Here is a 16,397-nt window from a genome sequence, read left to right as displayed (position 1 = left end):
TCCTCGTTTATTGGCGCGACGATGGCGTGCTCAGGACTTGAACACGGCCGCATTCATCAGGGGCAAGGGGTCGGCTATGCGCATCGGGGCATAGTCCATCAGATCGAGTACCTGGCTTTGCAGGTCGATCCCGGGAGCGATTTCCGTCAGCACCAGCCCATCGGGCTCGATGGCAAACACCGCCCGCTCGGTGATGAGCATGGCGCGCTGGCCACGGGTGGCGACGTTGAGGCGCACCGGATAGGTAATTTCCTGCACGTGGCGGGCGAACTTGCGTACCGATCCTTCACGCACGATGCGCAACTCGCCACCCTCGTACGCCACCTCCAGCCCACCGGTCGTGAAGGTGCCGGTGAAAATCAAGGTTTCAGCGTTGTAGGCGATATCGATGAACCCGCCAGGCCCCGGGTTCGCAGCGCCGAATCGGCTGACGTTGACGTTGCCGTTTTCATCGAACTGGGCGAACGCCAGCGCTGCGACCTTGCAGTTGCCGCCATTGATGAAGTCGAACTGGGCCGGGCCATCGAGCAGCGCCTCCGGATACTTATTGGCGGAGAACTGCCAGCCGCTCATGACGATGCCACCGAACGGACCGTGCTCCGTCGTAAAGCGGTGACGCAGGAGTCCGTCGCCATCGAAGGCGCCATCTTCCATCATCACGCCCGGGATATCGGAAGATGCGCCGAAGCCAAAGATGCTCGGCACGCCCGGACGAATCTCGCAAGCCGCCCGCCGGGCGATAATCTTGTCGGCACCGGCCGGCAGTACTGCCGAGCAGCCACCAGGAAAGAGCTGCCCCCCCAGGTAGCTGTCGTCATACACGACCTCGGTGGTCATCATGGCTTGAGGGGCAACGACAACACGATCCACCAGTTCGCCGGGAACACGCACAGCGTGCACCGGCCGCGCCTGGCGGGGGACGATCTTGCGGACCTGCGCGATCACTGTGCCGCCACAGGCCTTTACCGCGAGCGCCATGGCCAAGGCGCTGGAAGTGATCGGCTCGTCTTCGAAGCTGAGGTTGCCGTACTCATCGGCACTGCTTGCGCGCAGCAAGGCTACGTCCACTGGTCGAGCAGGATAAAACAGATATTCCTGGCCTTCGAACTCCACCAGCTTGACCAGATCTTCCTCAGCGCACGCCGTATATTTACCCCCTTGCTGGCGCGGGTCGATGTAACTACCCAGGCCGATGCGCGTGAGGTAACCCGGACCGCGGCGCGCCACTTCCCGGAGCCAATGCATGGTCGCGCCGATGGGCCAGCAATAGGCTTCGACCTTGTTCTCGCGGATCAAGCGCATCATTTGCGGACGTTTTCCGGTCTTCGGATCCAGCGTATTGATGTAGTTGCCCGAGATGACGCGCTTCATCAAGCCTTCTATCGCGACATGATCCATCCCGCGGATGTCCATCGCGTCGCCAACGCTGACCGGAAAGAAAAAAGTCAGATCCCGGGGCGAGGCACTCTCCTCGAAACGCTGCGCCAGCGCCTGCAGCAAGGTATCCGGCGTGAGCCATCCGATAACACCGACACAGCCAACCGTCTGGCCAGACTGAATATCGGCCACGGCCTCGGCAGCCGAGCATATTTTGGTCATTACACTCTCCTCTTGTTTTTATGAGTGCCGAGGGCGTTACTCTTGGAAGTGAATGATGTGGGTGCCGACGCACACGGTGTCGCCGTGCTGGTTGGTCAGCACTGCCTCTGCCCAAAGCCGCTTCTTCTCATCATCGGCACGGGCGATGCGGTAGCTCACGGTCAAGGTGTCACCTATGAATACGGACTGGGTGAAACGTACCCGGTCGTATCCGTAGGAAACGGCCGGACGGTCGATCAGCCCCAGGTACTTGGTGACGGCGCCAGCGATGTAACCCACCAACATTGCCCCCTGGGCCACCCGAGCGCCCAAGCCGACGCGCTTGCAATACTCCTCGTCGACATGATTGGGATGGTTGTCACCGCTGATCCCGGCAAACGCGTAGATATCGTATTCACTGACTGTGCGGGTGTAGCTGGTCTGCGTGCCGATGAGGGACGAAACCTCTCCGCGATGAGGACTATTGAACTCAGGCATGGCTGTCTCCTTGTGACTGATTTGTGTGCTCATACCCGCTCGGAAGCCAGGCGACCGTCGAGCACCAACAGGGCTTCGAAAAGAAAGTAGTCACCCCAGATCAGCTCGTTTTCCATAGCGACACCGAGCTTTCGATTGAAACAACCCTGGGTGAGGATGCCGACGGGACGGGAGTCGCTGGCATCGACCGGGGTCTGATAGCGCAGCACCAATGCCTCAACGATCGCCTCTGCGGACTGCCGATAACGCTCACGTCTTTCCGGCAAGCAGACTGCAAGCTTTAACAATGCGGCGGCGGCGATGGCAGCACCCGAGGTGTCGCGACTGGTATCGGGAATTGCCGGATCATCGAAGTCCCAGTACGCCACATGGTCTTTGGGCTGATGTTCCAACCACCAGTCAGCAACCTGAATGGCGACGTCTCGGAATTCCATTTCTCCGCGATTGAGCACCTGAGCGAGGGAAACCATCGCCCACGCCTGGGCACGAGTCCACGTGCTTTCGCCGTGAATGCCCTTGTGGGTGTAACGGCGCAGTAATGCCCCGGTTTGCGGATCGAAACTGGCGGACTGACAGACAGATCCGTCATCGCGCACGCACAGCGCGATATGTTGGCGAAGGTGATTGCGAGCAATCTCGAGGGAGTCAAGCGCTGCCGCATGCTTGATCAATAAAGGAACCGGCCCTGGCAGCGCATCGATGTTTGCCTCGTTGCTGCCGACATCCGAGGCCTCCTCGGCCTCTTTGCCCAAGGGAATCAATTGCGCTTGGGGGTTGTACATGTCGAGCAATCCGCGAGTGCCTGCCAACGACAAATTGCGCGCCGTTTCGTCGTTCAGAAGCTCAGCGCCCAGCTCGGTGCCATACCAGAAGAGAAAGCCCTTGAACGCCGATTGGGACGAAGCGCGTGGCCCAAGGCGCTCGGCCCAGATCCGCGCTTGATCATGGTAACGCGGCTCTTTTGTATGCCAGGCGGCAAGCCAAAGCATGCCCACCCAAAATCCCCCCGTCCAGTCACCTGCCGGACTACGAGTCCATTCACCAGTGGTTTGGTCGGCGTAATGGGGAAACCCTTGGCCGGGCTGATCGAGGGTCGCGTCAATGCGTGTCAACACTCTATCGATTGCGCGCTTGAGAATCTTGTTATCCAACTTATCTCTCCTATAGTTGCGCCGTTTTCAAATGGCAGAAAATGTCTTTCGATAAGAGCCGAATCAATGTATTGAGCCACTGTCTTGAGGCCACGGAAGACATGTTACGAGTTGACTTCCGAGACTTCCAATATATAATTTGATCAAGAATAATATTAAAAAGGTATTAATATGAACCTGCGGCACATGCGCTATTTTATTGCAGTTGCGGAGGAGCTGAGTTTCACTCAGGCCGCGTTACGACTGCACATTGCCCAGCCGCCTCTGAGTCAACAGATTCGTCAATTAGAAGAGGAGCTCGGCGTAACGCTATTTCAACGGACCAAGCGTCATGTGCAACTTACAGATGCCGGCCAGGTATTTTATATTCATGCCAAGCAGATTCTACGGGCCACGGATGTCGCGGCACTGGAGGCTCAACGCGCCGAACGCGGAGAGATTGGCCGGCTGTCCGTGGGCTTCTTCGAACATATGTCCTATACCCTGCTGCCGCCGATTTACCGCGCCTTTTGCGAACGCTTCCCGGATGTGGAAGTGGTCCTGCGCTGGTTCCCTGTGGTGGACCAGGCCGATGCGCTCCTGCGAGGCGATGTCGATATCGCCTTCATGCGCCCCACATCGCAATTCGACGGAATCAGCACCGAGACGCTGCTGACAGAACCCTTCGTACTTGCGATCCCGGAGCACCACCCGCTGGTGTCCCAGGACAGCGTGGCGCTGAGTCAGTGTGCCACCGAGCGCTTTGTCCTGTACGCGCCCAAACTGGCTCCCGATTTTCATACCATGATTTATCGCCTTTGCGCGGAAGCAGGTTTCACACCCAACGCGGCACTGGAGGTCGGCCAGATTTATGCCTGCCTGGGCCTCGTCAGCTCAGGCGTAGGCCTGGCCCTGGTACCGAGTTCTGTTCAGCGCATTCACCTTGAGCACCTTACATACCGGCCTATTCAGGGGCAGATGCCCTTGGTAAAAGTGATGCTTGGATGGCGCAGCAGTAACACTTCGCCGCTATTGCAGTCGTTTATTGATACCGCAAAAGAAGTGATGACGGCCTTCGAGCACGAGCGACTTTAATAATTGACAAGGCGCCCTCTGTGGCGCCATAACTTGCAAGGAAAATGTTTTAACTCTTATATCCAGCCACCCAATATCGCTACCGCGAATAGCACTATAGCTCTCCCTTTGTTCTAAACCGGCCAAGCCAATGCTCGACCGGTCTGAAACCCCAGTGCTTATTTGAAAGTAACAAGCGAGCAACCGCCTGCGGACATCGGCCGAAATGCTTCATCGGCAGGTATTGTGGACAGCAACTTATAATAGTCGCCAGGGTACTTGGACTCGGAGGGCTTTTTCACTTCGAAGAGATAGAGTGGGTGGATCTTGCGACCATCGGCACGAATACTTCCCTCGCCGAAGAGCTTATCCTCGGTTTTGACCGCCTTCATCCGGGCGACGACTTCTGCGCCATTACCATCGTCATTGTTGACGGCAACTGTTCGCAGATAGTTCGTGACGGCGGAGTAAACACCAGCCTGCGCCATTGTCGGAAATTTCCCGCCGTTGGCAGCCGCGAATGCTCTACCGAATTCACGGCTCGCGTCATTCATGTCCCAGTACCAGGCAGCCGTCAGCATCAACCCTTGTGCCGCCTCCAGGCCCAACGCTTGCACGTCGCTAATGAACACCAACAAACCGGCTAGCTTCTGGCCACCGGCGGTGATGCCAAATTCAGACGCTTGCTTGACGGCGACAATGGTGTCCCCACCGGCATTTGCCAACCCGATTATCTGCGCCCCGGAAGCCTGGGCCTGCAACAAGTAAGACGAAAAATCGGTGCCCGGGAACGGATGGCGAACCTTGCCCATCACTGTTCCGCCACTTTTTTCAACGACCGACGCCGTATCACGTTCCAATGCGTGACCAAAGGCGTAATCCGCCGTCATGAAAAACCAGCTTTTGCCGCCACTCCCCACCACCGCTTTACCGGTACCGTTGGCAAGCGCCCATGTGTCGTAGGTCCAATGAATGGTGTTCGGGCTGCACGCCTTACCGGTCAGATCGGAACTGCCGCCACCGGATACCAGGAGCACCTTGTTTTTTTCCCTCACCACTTCATTGACGGCCAGGATGACCGACGAAGTCGGCACGTCGACGATCACATCCACCTTATCCACATCGAACCAACGACGGGCCACACTGGCCCCTACATCTGGCTTGTTCTGGTGATCAGCCGCCACGACCTCGACCTTCAGGCCATGTTTTTCAGGCTCGAAGTCGGCCACCGCCTGCTTTGCCGCCCACACCGAGCCCGGACCGGAAAGCCCGGCATAGGTACCTGACAAATCATTCAATACGCCGATACGCACTACACCATCTGAAACCTGGGCTTGCACGGCCGGAGCGGCTACCAACAGCCCGAAGCAGATCTTGCGCAGATGAGTATTCAGTTGTTTGATCATTATTATTTTCTCCTACTCGTTCATTCGGGTGTTTAGTACGGGTTTTTTTATATTTTTCGAAGTTGAATGCTCGACATCCGCATCACGGGTTCGCCTCCCTCGCCGAACCATCCGCTCCCCTTGCACCGCCCCCTTTGCGAGAGGCCCCAAGAGACTTTCGGCGGTTTGCATCAGCGCGCCTTGCCGCCAGCCTGCTTTGGTAGAAAGCCGCAAACTCCCCGGCAATACCGCGGCGAAAGAGCAGCACGCAAACGATGAAAATGACGCCCATGATGACTGGCAAGAGCGCGCCCACCTTATCGGCCAATGCGTTCTGCAGAGTCACAACGATGGCGGCCCCTATCAGTGGGCCGAAGACGGTGCCCAGGCCTCCGAGCAGGGTCATCAGCACTACTTCGCCCGAGGTCTGCCAATGGGCGTCGCTCAAGGTCGCGAACTGAAACACCACGGCTTTTGTACCGCCAGCGAGCCCCGCCAGAGCAGCCGAAAGAACGAAGGCCAACAATTTGTATCGGGCTGCCTGATAGCCCAGGGAAATCACCCTCGACTCGTTTTCTCGAATGGCTTTGAGAATCTGGCCAAAAGGAGACTGGATAACGCGATGGATCAACCAGAAGCCAAAAACAAAGATGGCAAACACCAGGTAGTACAGATTTACGTCGTTGCTGAGGTCGATAAACCCAAATAACAGCCCGCGCTGCACACCTTGTAAACCGTCCTCCCCTCCGGTGAACGGAGATTGCAGGAAGACGAAATACATCATCTGCGCCAACGCCAATGTGATCATCGCAAAGTAGATGCCTGAGCACCGTATCGCCAACAGGCCGAATCCCAACCCCAGCACGGCGGCAGCCACAACCGCTGTGAGGATCCCCAGCTCGGGCGGGAAGCCCCACACCTTGATGCTGTAGGCGCTCACATAAGCGGCTGCGCCGAAAAAGACGGCATGACCGAACGAAAGCAAGCCGGTATAGCCAAGCAAAAGATTGAATGCACAGGCAAACAGCGCAAAACAAAGCACCTTCATGGCCAGTATCGGGTATATGGCGAAGGGGACAATAGCGCCGCAGATGAGCAGAAGGATACAGCCTAATAGTCGCGTTCTCGATGACATGTTACTCAGCCCTCCCAAATAGACCGCGGCCGAAATAACAGGACGATCGCCATGATAATAAAAACAATGGTTGCGGAAACTTCCGGATAGAACAGCTTGGCCAAACCCTCAATCACGCCGAGTGAAAGACCGGTAATAATGGCGCCAAAAATTGAGCCCATCCCGCCAATCACCACTACCGCAAATACCACAATAATCAACTGCGAGCCCATCATGGGACTGACTTGTAATACTGGCGCAGCCAGCACCCCGGCAAAACTGGCCAGCGCGACGCCGAAACCATAAGTCAGCATCACCATGACAGGTACATTAATGCCGAAGGCCTGGGTCAATGCCGGGTTTTCCGTGGCAGCACGCAAGTATGACCCCAAGCGTGTCCTTTCGATCATGAACCATGTCAGGGCGCATACGGCAAGCGAGGCAACAATCACCCAGACTCGGTAGACGGGTAGAAACATGAAACCCAGATTCATTGCCCCTTTCAGTGCCTCAGGGACTGCGTAGGGTTGACCTGAAACACCAAATTCATTACGGAAAACGCCCTCGATGATGAGCGCCATCCCAAATGTCAGCAATAAACCGTATAGATGATCGAGCTTATACAACCACTGCAGCAGAGCGCGTTCGATCACAACGCCGACAATCCCCACCGTGAGTGGTACAAGCAACAATGACCACCAATAGTTGACGCCAAAATAATTGAGACACATCCATGAAAAAAACGCTCCCATCATGAAAAACGCACCGTGCGCGAAATTGATGATGCGAAGCATGCCAAATATAACTGCCAGGCCCAGGCTGAGGATCGCGTAAAACGAGCCGTTAACCAGTCCTAGCATAAGTTGGCCTGTCAAGGCCGACAATGGAACATCGAAGAGTGTTGCCATATTGTTTATCCTGACGATTTGTTATTAGTAGGATATTCGCCGAAGAGCCTGGAATACTTATAGAGCCACACGCTTCAGCCTTGTACCCAGAAGGTGCGTTGTAGGGGTTGCAGGCTTTAAATCCCTTGGCTCGCCGTTGGAACCGTCTAAACCAGACAAGTGCTTTAGCCGATATTAGATCCCTAAATATTCTTGAAGCAGATCGCTTTTTTGCCCAACTTCGTGCTGGTGAATCTCAGCGATAATCTTGCCGTGCTCGACGATGTACATGCGATCCGCGAGGGGGGCGGCAAAACGTGAATTCTGTTCGACCAGAAGGATTGTGAAGCCCTTGCTCTTGAGCTGGCGGATGATTTCGGCGAGCCGCTGGACGATGACCGGTGCAAGTCCCTCGGATATCTCGTCAAGCAGTAGAAGGCGCGCACCAGTGCGCAGGACTCGGGCCAGGGCCAGCATTTGCTGTTCACCACCCGACATGCGGGTACCTTGGCTGTGACGACGCTCGTAGAGGTTGGGGAACATCTCATAGATTTCCTCCAGGCACATTCCATTGTTTCCTAAACGCGGCAGCAACAGCAGATTTTCCTCACACGAAAGACTGGCATAGATGCCTCTTTCCTCTGGGCAATAACCCACACCCAGGCGCGCAATCTTATGGGGCGATAGATCGATGGTTTCAGTACCGTCTATTATGATCGAACCCTGGCGCTTCCCCGTGAGCCCCATAATGGCTCGCAAGGTGGTGGTGCGGCCTGCGCCATTGCGACCTAACAAAGTAACGCATTCACCCTGCTTCACAGTGAAGTCAATGCCGTGGAGAACGTGAGACTCACCGTAGAAGGCTTGCAAGTTGGCAACTCGCATGTATTCGGTAGCATTGGTCATATCAATGGCTCCCTGGAGAGTGCAGCTCACTGTCGGCACTCCCCATATAGGCTTCGACCACGAGTGGATTGACTGAAACTTCAGAATAACTGCCCTCGGCGAGCACACTGCCGCGAGCAAGTACCGTGATAGTGTCGCAAATCCCCTCTACAACCTTCATGTTATGCTCGACCATCAGGACAGTGCGGTTGGCGGCGACATTCTTGATCAGCTCCATGACCCAATCGACGTCTTCATGCCCCATGCCTTGGGTGGGTTCATCGAGCAACATCAACTCAGGGTCCAGCGCTAAAGTGGTGGCTATTTCCAGCGCGCGCTTGCGGCCATAGGACAGTTCCATTGCTACTAGATCGGCGAATGACTCCAATCCCACTTGGGCGAGCAACTCCATCGCTCTATCGTCAAGAGCGGCAAGTGCAGCGCGCGACTTCCAGAAATGGAAGGAAGTCCCCAGGCTTCGCTGTAGCGGAATATAGATGTTTTCTCGCACGGTAAGGCGAGGAAAGACTGCCGATATCTGGAAAGATCGAATCATCCCTCTGCGCGCTACTGCAGCTGGGTGCTCACGAGTGATGTCCTGGCCGTTGAAGCGAATAGTCCCTTGGGTAGGATCGAGAAACTTGGTGAGCAAGTTAAAACATGTCGTCTTTCCGGCACCGTTGGGACCGATCAGGGCATGAATTGAGCCACGCTTCACACGCAAGTTGACATTTTCAACAGCGGTAAATCCTTTGAACTCTTTGGTCAAACCAACAGTTTCCAGAATCGCATCATTAGCCATATTATTTTCAACTCACGTTCTTGCTTTTCTTGTAATGTGAATCTAAGTCGTCGACTAATACTGGTCCAATATTATTTTAAGGAACCATTTATACGTAAAAAGTCTTTATTTTCTCGAGTCCAGCCATTTTTCAGTATTGTGACCGGGGATGGTTAAGCGGCTATAGACATAGCCAACGCTTTTGCCAACCACACCCGGCCCCTGGCATTAGAGCCGAGTGTGGGAGAAAGGCACAGGGAATGCCTTGCCTTGAGCGATGGAGTTTTGCGCTGCCGTCCGCAAGTTTGCCTTAGTGTCTGAATTTCAGGAAAGAACCTGAGCAGACCAGGATTCAGCTGAGGCGATATTCAACCCCCCGCATAACTATCCACTACCCTCCGGTACTGGCTGGGAGAGGCGCCGATGTGTTGCTGAAAAAACCGCGTGAAATGACCTTGCTCGGAGAACCCGAGGTTCTCCGACAACAGGCCCAACGTCCCACTGCGCTCGCGCTCCAGCCAGGCGAAAGCCCGGCGCATGCGCGCGTCGTTGAGCAACAGGGTCGGCGTCATACCGGTATCTTTCTTGAATAGCGCAAAGAAGTGCGCCCGGGACAGACCACAAGCCCGCGCGGCGTTGTCGATCGGGTGCGGATCATCGAGGTGCTCAAGCAACCAGGCGGTGCCACGGCGCACACGTGCGTCCCGGAACTCACCTGAGCTCGGCGCCCCTAATAGCGACAAATGCCGCCAGCTGGAAAAGTCCTCGATCAGTTCGATCAGGAAGTCGAACAGCATGAATTCCATGCGCTCTTTCGGCACGATCCCGCAGCCATGCGCTTCGGCGACCAGGATATCGGCCAAGGTGCGATTACGACTCGACAGCTCGATGCATGACCGGGCAAAAAAGTCCGGCCGACCGCTGAGCGCCAGCGACTGCTGGGCAGTGGCCAGCCAGGCGGGCTCGATGTAGAGCGCCAGGATGACAGTGGCACCGGCACCCGGCTGCGGATCGTAGAAATGCGGCTCCCAGGCGTTGACCAGCACCGCCGTGCGATCGCTGAGCGGCACCCGCCGCCCGTTGACGTTGAAGTAAGTGTCTTCACCGGACACTTTGACCAGCACATGGCATTCGGAATGGGTGTGGGTAACCAGCGAACGATCCATGTTCAGCAAGGCGACCCGGCCAAACCTGCCGTGGAAAACCCGTTGGGCAATCGACATCAGATTCCTCCGCTCGCTTGAAGCGATATTGTTATCGGCCACCATGAAGGATTATCGCGGCGTCCATGTGTTTCCGGACCCCGGCGATCACTCAATGATTCAGCACTTTTCTGGCCACTATCGCGCGCGAATGACCGAGCGTCTACCTCGACTTTCGCAGCCCCCACGCTCATCGGAAAAACCGCCTTACAGGGCATGGCGTTCTTTCCCGTGATAGACGCGCAGGATATCGGCCACCACCGCCAGAGCGATTTCCGCCGGGGCCTTGCTGCCCAGATCGAGGCCGATGGGCATGTGCAAACGGGCAATCTGTTCATCCGTCAGACCACCGATGCGTTTGAGCCGCTCGGCGCGCTTGGCCGAGGTTGCCTGAGAGCCCATGGCGCCGACGTAAAACGCCGGGGTGTGAACCGCTTCCATCAGCGCCAGATCATCGATTCGCGGATCATGAGTCAGCGCCACCACCGCGGTCGCTGCGTGGCAACCTCCGGCGGCGATAAACATCGAGGGCAGTACACGCTGCATCTCCACGCCTTCGAGATGTACATGCAGCATCTCTTCCCGGGGGTCGCAGGCGATAACTTCGCAGCCGATGGCTCGGGCGAAACTGGCGCAAACTTCAGCGACCGGCGAGAGTCCTGCCAGAATCAGTCGTAGCGCCGGGCCAACACTGATGCGCACCCTTTCGTCGACGACTTGCACCCGTTCGCTGCCGTGCCCGGTGTCCGGGTCCAGGCGCAGGGCACCGCTACTCAGCTCGACGTGACGCAGCAGACGGCGCTGACCCAATAACGCCGCTTGCAGACCCTCCAGGTGCGCGATCCATTCGAGACTGGCAGCGCGGTGCTCGACCAGCACGATCAGCACGCCACCACAGGGCAATCGCAGACGGTGGCGTTGCTCGACGCTGTCGCCATAGCTGACGATCTGCGCCGGTTCGCGTAATTCACCCCGCGCCAGGCTTTCGAGAAATTCCTCTTCGACGCAGCCACCCGACAGCGAGCCGACGTGTTCGCCCGTGCCATTGGTCACCAGCATCGCACCCGGCGCACGCGGCGCAGAGCCATAGGTGGAGAGCACCGTGCACAGCCACTGGGCCTGCCCGGCGCGAGCCCATTGCAGTGCCTGGTCGATCACCTGAACATCGAGATGACGCATGTTTTATACCTCAAGCAAAGCGTGGTGCTGCCTGCAGGGTTACGTTTACGGTAACCTGCGAGCAACCTTGTCCAATCGTTGATTCAACATGTCGCCACAACAATTTTTGCAACTTGGGCCGCTGCGTCTGGAATACCGCCACCTGCCTGCAGCTGACCCATCGCGACCGACGCTTGTGCTGTTGCATGAAGGCCTCGGCAGCGCCGACCAATGGAAAGACTTCCCCCTGCGCCTGGCCCAGGCCAGCGGTTGCGGTGTGGTCACTTACAGCCGTCAGGGTTACGGGCATTCGAGCCCGGTAACCCTGCCGCGTCCGCTGAACTACCTGAGCAGCGACGGCCCACGTGAACTGCGGCAATTGCTCGATGCCCTGCAACTGCCGCACGTGGTCTTGCTCGGTCACAGTGACGGTGCATCCATCGTCCTCGCCTATGCCGCCGCCAACGATCCAAGGGTGTTGGGCAGCATTGCACTGGCGCCTCACGTGATTGTCGAGACCGAGAGCCTCGATGGCATTCGACATACCACCGAGGTTTGGCAACAGGGCGAATTGCGCGAACGCCTGGCACGCCACCATGGAACCAATGTCGACGGCGCTTTTCACGGTTGGAGCGACAGCTGGTTGCACCCGGACTTTTCCCTGGACGATCTTGAAGCGCAGTTGGCTTATATCGAAAAGCCGCTGCTGGTCATTCAGGGTCGCGAAGACCACTACGCCACGCCCGAGCAACTGGTGGTCATCCAGCGACAGGTGCCTGGGCCCTGCCGCTGTGTGTTGCTGGATGACTGCCGGCACTTTCCCCAGACCGAAGCGACCGAGCGGACCTTGGAGCTGGTCTGCGAATTCCTGGAGCGCCTCCCCGCCTGAATGTACCGAACGTGACTCAACCATCGACCACCTCATCCAGCGTTGCTACGCGCTCCGGCCGTTCACGCCAGCGACGGACGACACCCAGTTCGATATCGAACATATCCAGCACCCTGCCAACGGTGTGATCGATCATGTCTTCCAGGCTGGTCGGCTTGGCATAGAACGCTGGCACTGGCGGCGCGATCACTGCACCGAGTTCGGCCAACTCGGTCATGCTGCGCAGGTGATTGCGGTGCAGTGGCGTCTCGCGAACCATCAGCACGAGGCGCCGGCGTTCCTTGAGCACCACGTCGGCGCGCGAGTCAGCAGTGTTGAAGTCACGCCGCTGGCAATCTCCGACAAGCTGCGTATCGAACACGGCGCGATGATCATGCCCATGGTTTTGAACGAGCCACTGGCGATTGCCGCGCCAATGTCCTGATTGACGTAGCTGACGTCCGCAAGGGTCTTGATCCGGGACCAGGACATATCGGTTTCATGGGCCAAAGTAATCAGCGCCGATTTGCTGACCACCAGATGGGTTTCAATCGGCGTGTCGCGCAACAGCTCCAACAGACGCACGCCATAGACGGCGCCTGAGGCACCGGAAATTCCTACGATCAGCCGCTGCGGCCGGCTATTACCGGGAGTGCCCATGGTTGCCTTCCTCTATCGGACCTTCTTTGTAGAAATGGATGGTGTCGAGTGCGGTGGTCATGGTTTTGCCGATCATCTCGATGAACAGCATTGCCGCCGGGGTCAATGGTCGACGGGCGTCGTGCACACAGACCATGCGCCGGCTGATTCCTGGCGCGGCCAGCGGATAGGCGCGCAACGCGCCTTCGTGCAATCCGCGATGCAGGATGGTTGCCGGCAGCACGCTGACCCAGTCGCTGCGACGCAAGAAGTCCTCGATGACCGCCAGATCGTCCACCTCCAACTGCGGGGTGACTTCAATGCCCTGGGCAGCAAGGTGCTGGTCAATCACCCTGCGCAACCCGTGACGACGCGAGGGCAGCACCAGTTTGAATCCCGCCAGACTGGCCAACGGCAAGGGCAACGCTCCGTTGAGGCGATTGGCTGCACCGGTGGCGACCAGTAGCTCCTCATCGAAGATGTCGTGGCCGATCAGGTGCTCATGCTGAAAGCTTTGGTTGATGACCGCGAAATCCAGCACGCCGGTCAGGACCTTCGCGATCAATTCCTGGCTGTAGCCCGAGGTGACGCTCAATTCAACCTGTGGCTGATGCTCGACGAAATGCGCCAGCGTGCTCGCCAACGCGTTGTTGGCGGCAGACGCGATCAGCCCGGCGCTGATGCGTCCGCCAATCTGGCCGCTACGGTCGATCAGGGCCTGACGCGCCGCCAGCAGCTGGCCAAGAATCGGCATGAACAAGCGATAAGCCTGATCTGCGGCCTCGGTCGGCGCCATGCCCTTGGAGCTGCGCTCGAACAACGTCTGCCCGAGCTCTTCCTCAAGCCTGGCGATCTGCATCGACAACGCCGGTTGCACGATATTCAAGCGCTGTGCAGCCCGGGTGACGGAGCCCTCTTCATAGAGGCAGGTGAAATACTTCAGATGGCGCAGCTCCATAGTCACCCTCGCGTGCGCGCTCAACCGAGCGTGCCGACGTTCTGATAAATGTGTTTGAGCTCGCTGAAATCCAGCAGCGCATCGACGCCATGCAAGCGCCCCAGGCCGCTCTTGCGGTAGCCACCGGTTTCCGCCTCGGCGAACAATTTGTTGTGGTCGTTGAGCCACACCGTACCGTTGCGCAGTGCCCGAGCGACACGCCAGGCGCGAGCGCCCTGCCCGGTCCAGACACTCGCGGACAGACCGAACTCGGTATGGTTGGCGCGCGCTACTGCCTCGGCTTCATCTTCGAAGGACTCCAGCACCAGCAACGGGCCGAAAATTTCTTCCTGACAAAAGAACGCGCTGCTATCGCGATGGGCGATCAGCGACGGCGCGAGGAATGCACCATTGCCCAGTTCACCCTGCGGGCGACCACCGGCCAGCAGCACTTCGTCACAGCTGTCCAGTGCCTCGCCGATGCGTCGCTCGACGTTGTCCCGGGATTGCCAGTCGATCAGCGGTCCCATGTTCGTCGCTGGATCGAGGCCATTGCCCAGGCGGATCCGCCCCAGTGCGGCGCTCAGCGCGGTTTTCATTTCGGCGAATCGGCTGGCATGCACCAGCACGCGTCGGGCGGCAGTGCATTGCTGGCCAGAGATAATGGTGGCTGCCGCGGCCAGTCTCGGCGCGATGGCGGCAATATTGGCATCTTCAAAGACCAGGCAGCAGGACTTCCCACCCAGTTCCAGAGAGAGCTTTTTCATGGTCGCCGCGCAGTCGCGCATGATGCGCTGGCCGGTAGCGGTCGAGCCCGTGAAGCTGAGCACATCCACCCGCGGCGAAGCCACCAGATGCGCTGCCCCGGCATGCCCGCTCTCGGTGAACAGATTGACCGCCCCTGCCGGCAGGCCCGGCAACGCGAACAGCGGTTCGAGCATCGCCGCGTTGAACAGCGCGGTTTGTGGCGCGGGTTTGATCACCACCGTGCAACCCGCCGCGATCGCCGGCGCCAGAGCACGCACCAGCAGCACCGCCGGGGCATTCCACGGAATGATCAGCCCCGCCACTCCGGCGGGTTCGCGCAGCATGCTGGAGAACTCACCGGGTGCCACTTCGAGCATGTGCCCCGGGTTGTGCCGGGCCAGGCCGGCGTAATAAAGAATCTCGGAAATCGCCCCGCCGATCTCTCCTCGGGACTGCGCCAATGCCTTGCCGTTCTCGCGGGTCAGCAACTGCGCGAGCTGTTCCTGACGCGCTGTCAGGCCGGCAGCCCACTCCAGCAATAGCTGCTGACGCAGGCGTGGATTCTGCGCCCACTGCGGGTCGTTGAAGGCACGGGCGGCGGCGGCCACCGCCGCTTCAGCTTCGGCCTCGCCGCCGTCGGCAAAGCGTCCGATCAGCTCACCGTTTGCCGGGTCGAGACTGTCGGTCCAACGATCCGTAGCGGTCCATTGTCCATCGATGAAGTGTTGGCTTTGCATGAGTCCTCCTTGAATCAATGGGTCACCGAACCGCCGTCGACCACAATGGTCTGGCCGCTCATGAAATCACTGTCGGTGCTGGACAGAAACAGCAGCGCGCCGATCAGATCCTGCGGCACCGCTTCGCGCTTGATGCAACGGCTGGCAATGTTGTTGCGCACGATATCCCCGGCCCAGGCGGCCATTGGCCTGGACGTTGGCGCTCATGGTCAGGCCGGGCGCCAGGCAGTTGCAGCGGATGCCGGCGTCGCCGACTTCCCGCGCAATCGAGCGAGTCAGGGCAATCACCGCGCCCTTCGACGCGACATACGCCGCCATCATCGGCGCGCCTTTGAACGCCGTTGCCGAGGCAATGTTGACGATCTTGCCGTAGCCCTGACGGCGCATCACCGGCATGACCGCCTTCGCGCACTCGAAAGAACCGCGCACGTTGACCGCCATGATCCGGTCCCATTCCGCCGAGCTGGTCTGCTCGAACGGTTTGAGTTCCAGGGTGGCAAACAACGCCGCGTTGTTGATCAGTACGTGCACACCGCTGAACTGCGCCACGGCTTCCTCGACCATGGCTTGAACCGCGGCACCGTCGGTCACGTCGCAAGCGATTGCCAGGGCCGTACCGCCCTTGTTGCGGATCGCGGCAGCGGTGTCATCAGGCGCCTTCAAATCGCAAAGCACCACCTTCGCGCCCTCGGCCGCCAGGGCCTGGGCATACGTGGCACCGATGCCTTGCGCGGCACCGGTAATGATCGCGACTTTTCCCTTCAATCTGCTCATTGC

At 58.4% G+C, this 16,397-nt stretch carries 14 protein-coding genes and 3 pseudogenes; 2 read left to right on the top strand and 15 right to left on the bottom strand.

The genetic code is table 11. The features are described from left to right. Positions 1-30 precede the first annotated feature (30 nt). The 3 genes from BZ163_RS31270 to BZ163_RS31260 are packed head-to-tail and all read right to left on the bottom strand — an operon-like array spanning position 31 to position 3,227. A complete protein-coding gene (locus BZ163_RS31270) occupies positions 31-1,599 on the bottom strand; it encodes an acyl CoA:acetate/3-ketoacid CoA transferase (protein WP_128874144.1) in 1,569 nt (522 codons plus the stop codon). Positions 1,600-1,635: 36 nt separating this feature from the next. Next, entirely contained in the window at positions 1,636-2,076 is a 441-nt protein-coding gene (locus BZ163_RS31265; protein WP_069556824.1) for a MaoC/PaaZ C-terminal domain-containing protein, read from the bottom strand. Positions 2,077-2,105: 29 nt separating this feature from the next. Then, positions 2,106-3,227 (bottom strand): glycoside hydrolase family 88 protein, encoded by a 1,122-nt coding sequence (locus tag BZ163_RS31260; protein ID WP_128874143.1) that lies wholly within the window; start codon positions 3,225-3,227, stop codon positions 2,106-2,108. A 171-nt stretch (positions 3,228-3,398) separates the two neighbouring features. Here BZ163_RS31260 and BZ163_RS31255 point away from each other — a divergent pair, with 171 nt between their 5' ends. After that, positions 3,399-4,301 (top strand): LysR substrate-binding domain-containing protein, encoded by a 903-nt coding sequence (locus BZ163_RS31255; RefSeq protein WP_128874142.1) that lies wholly within the window; start codon positions 3,399-3,401, stop codon positions 4,299-4,301. Positions 4,302-4,459: 158 nt separating this feature from the next. Here BZ163_RS31255 and BZ163_RS31250 read toward each other — a convergent pair whose 3' ends face one another. From BZ163_RS31250 to BZ163_RS31220, 7 genes and pseudogenes are all read right to left on the bottom strand, one after another. Beyond that, the gene (locus BZ163_RS31250) at positions 4,460-5,686 is read right to left on the bottom strand and encodes an ABC transporter substrate-binding protein (RefSeq protein ID WP_128874141.1); all 1,227 of its coding nucleotides are present in this window, start codon (positions 5,684-5,686) and stop codon (positions 4,460-4,462) included. Positions 5,687-5,903: 217 nt separating this feature from the next. Beyond that, positions 5,904-6,800: pseudogene (locus tag BZ163_RS31245) on the bottom strand (branched-chain amino acid ABC transporter permease); the annotation flags it as partial. Position 6,801: 1 nt separating this feature from the next. Continuing rightward, positions 6,802-7,687: pseudogene (locus BZ163_RS31240) on the bottom strand (branched-chain amino acid ABC transporter permease). Between the two features lie 174 nt (positions 7,688-7,861). Continuing rightward, the gene (locus BZ163_RS31235; RefSeq protein WP_083348737.1) at positions 7,862-8,572 is read right to left on the bottom strand and encodes an ABC transporter ATP-binding protein; all 711 of its coding nucleotides are present in this window, start codon (positions 8,570-8,572) and stop codon (positions 7,862-7,864) included. 1 nt (position 8,573) lies between these two features. Then, the gene (locus BZ163_RS31230) at positions 8,574-9,353 is read right to left on the bottom strand and encodes an ABC transporter ATP-binding protein (RefSeq protein ID WP_103406127.1); all 780 of its coding nucleotides are present in this window, start codon (positions 9,351-9,353) and stop codon (positions 8,574-8,576) included. A gap of 347 nt (positions 9,354-9,700) precedes the next feature. Further along, positions 9,701-10,555 carry an AraC family transcriptional regulator gene (locus BZ163_RS31225; RefSeq protein ID WP_128874138.1) on the bottom strand — a complete coding sequence of 285 codons (855 nt, stop codon included), beginning with the start codon at positions 10,553-10,555 and terminating at the stop codon, positions 9,701-9,703. A 186-nt stretch (positions 10,556-10,741) separates the two neighbouring features. Further along, positions 10,742-11,713 (bottom strand): XdhC family protein, encoded by a 972-nt coding sequence (locus BZ163_RS31220; RefSeq protein ID WP_128874137.1) that lies wholly within the window; start codon positions 11,711-11,713, stop codon positions 10,742-10,744. Positions 11,714-11,801: 88 nt separating this feature from the next. Between BZ163_RS31220 and BZ163_RS31215 the strand changes: the two genes are divergently transcribed. Then, the gene (locus BZ163_RS31215; protein ID WP_128874136.1) at positions 11,802-12,581 is read left to right on the top strand and encodes an alpha/beta fold hydrolase; all 780 of its coding nucleotides are present in this window, start codon (positions 11,802-11,804) and stop codon (positions 12,579-12,581) included. A 16-nt stretch (positions 12,582-12,597) separates the two neighbouring features. Here the strand turns inward: BZ163_RS31215 and BZ163_RS31210 are convergent. From BZ163_RS31210 to BZ163_RS31195, 5 genes and pseudogenes are all read right to left on the bottom strand, one after another. Then, positions 12,598-13,220, bottom strand: a pseudogene (locus BZ163_RS31210) (UbiX family flavin prenyltransferase). Further along, positions 13,204-14,157: a LysR family transcriptional regulator gene (locus BZ163_RS31205; RefSeq protein ID WP_064676954.1), complete on the bottom strand. Its 954-nt coding sequence runs from the start codon at positions 14,155-14,157 to the stop codon at positions 13,204-13,206. The pseudogene BZ163_RS31210 and the gene BZ163_RS31205 overlap by 17 nt, the downstream one beginning before the upstream one ends. A 20-nt stretch (positions 14,158-14,177) precedes the next feature. Next, the gene (locus tag BZ163_RS31200; RefSeq protein ID WP_128874135.1) at positions 14,178-15,620 is read right to left on the bottom strand and encodes an aldehyde dehydrogenase family protein; all 1,443 of its coding nucleotides are present in this window, start codon (positions 15,618-15,620) and stop codon (positions 14,178-14,180) included. A gap of 14 nt (positions 15,621-15,634) precedes the next feature. Continuing rightward, positions 15,635-15,727, bottom strand: coding sequence for a hypothetical protein (locus BZ163_RS36160; RefSeq protein ID WP_371916842.1), 93 nt, complete (start codon positions 15,725-15,727; stop codon positions 15,635-15,637). Beyond that, positions 15,687-16,394 carry an SDR family NAD(P)-dependent oxidoreductase gene (locus BZ163_RS31195; protein ID WP_256579176.1) on the bottom strand — a complete coding sequence of 236 codons (708 nt, stop codon included), beginning with the start codon at positions 16,392-16,394 and terminating at the stop codon, positions 15,687-15,689. The genes BZ163_RS36160 and BZ163_RS31195 overlap by 41 nt, the downstream gene beginning before the upstream one ends. Positions 16,395-16,397 lie beyond the last annotated feature (3 nt).

It is taken from the genome of Pseudomonas sp. VI4.1, assembly GCF_002029345.1.
Taxonomy (GTDB): Bacteria; Pseudomonadota; Gammaproteobacteria; order Pseudomonadales; family Pseudomonadaceae; genus Aquipseudomonas.
This window is presented reverse-complemented; position numbering and strand designations above follow the sequence as displayed.

What these genes read in the sequence shown, in the direction of transcription:
- BZ163_RS31270 (WP_128874144.1), bottom strand. Translation starts at nt 1,599, where the DNA reads ATGACCAAAATATGCTCGGCTGCCGAGGCCGTGGCCGATATTCAGTCT.
- BZ163_RS31265 (WP_069556824.1), bottom strand. Translation starts at nt 2,076, where the DNA reads ATGCCTGAGTTCAATAGTCCTCATCGCGGAGAGGTTTCGTCCCTCATC.
- BZ163_RS31255 (WP_128874142.1), top strand. Translation starts at nt 3,399, where the DNA reads ATGAACCTGCGGCACATGCGCTATTTTATTGCAGTTGCGGAGGAGCTG.
- BZ163_RS31250 (WP_128874141.1), bottom strand. Translation starts at nt 5,686, where the DNA reads ATGATCAAACAACTGAATACTCATCTGCGCAAGATCTGCTTCGGGCTG.
- BZ163_RS31235 (WP_083348737.1), bottom strand. Translation starts at nt 8,572, where the DNA reads ATGACCAATGCTACCGAATACATGCGAGTTGCCAACTTGCAAGCCTTC.
- BZ163_RS31230 (WP_103406127.1), bottom strand. Translation starts at nt 9,353, where the DNA reads ATGGCTAATGATGCGATTCTGGAAACTGTTGGTTTGACCAAAGAGTTC.
- BZ163_RS31225 (WP_128874138.1), bottom strand. Translation starts at nt 10,555, where the DNA reads ATGTCGATTGCCCAACGGGTTTTCCACGGCAGGTTTGGCCGGGTCGCC.
- BZ163_RS31220 (WP_128874137.1), bottom strand. Translation starts at nt 11,713, where the DNA reads ATGCGTCATCTCGATGTTCAGGTGATCGACCAGGCACTGCAATGGGCT.
- BZ163_RS31215 (WP_128874136.1), top strand. Translation starts at nt 11,802, where the DNA reads ATGTCGCCACAACAATTTTTGCAACTTGGGCCGCTGCGTCTGGAATAC.
- BZ163_RS31205 (WP_064676954.1), bottom strand. Translation starts at nt 14,157, where the DNA reads ATGGAGCTGCGCCATCTGAAGTATTTCACCTGCCTCTATGAAGAGGGC.
- BZ163_RS31200 (WP_128874135.1), bottom strand. Translation starts at nt 15,620, where the DNA reads ATGCAAAGCCAACACTTCATCGATGGACAATGGACCGCTACGGATCGT.
- BZ163_RS31195 (WP_256579176.1), bottom strand. Translation starts at nt 16,394, where the DNA reads ATGAGCAGATTGAAGGGAAAAGTCGCGATCATTACCGGTGCCGCGCAA.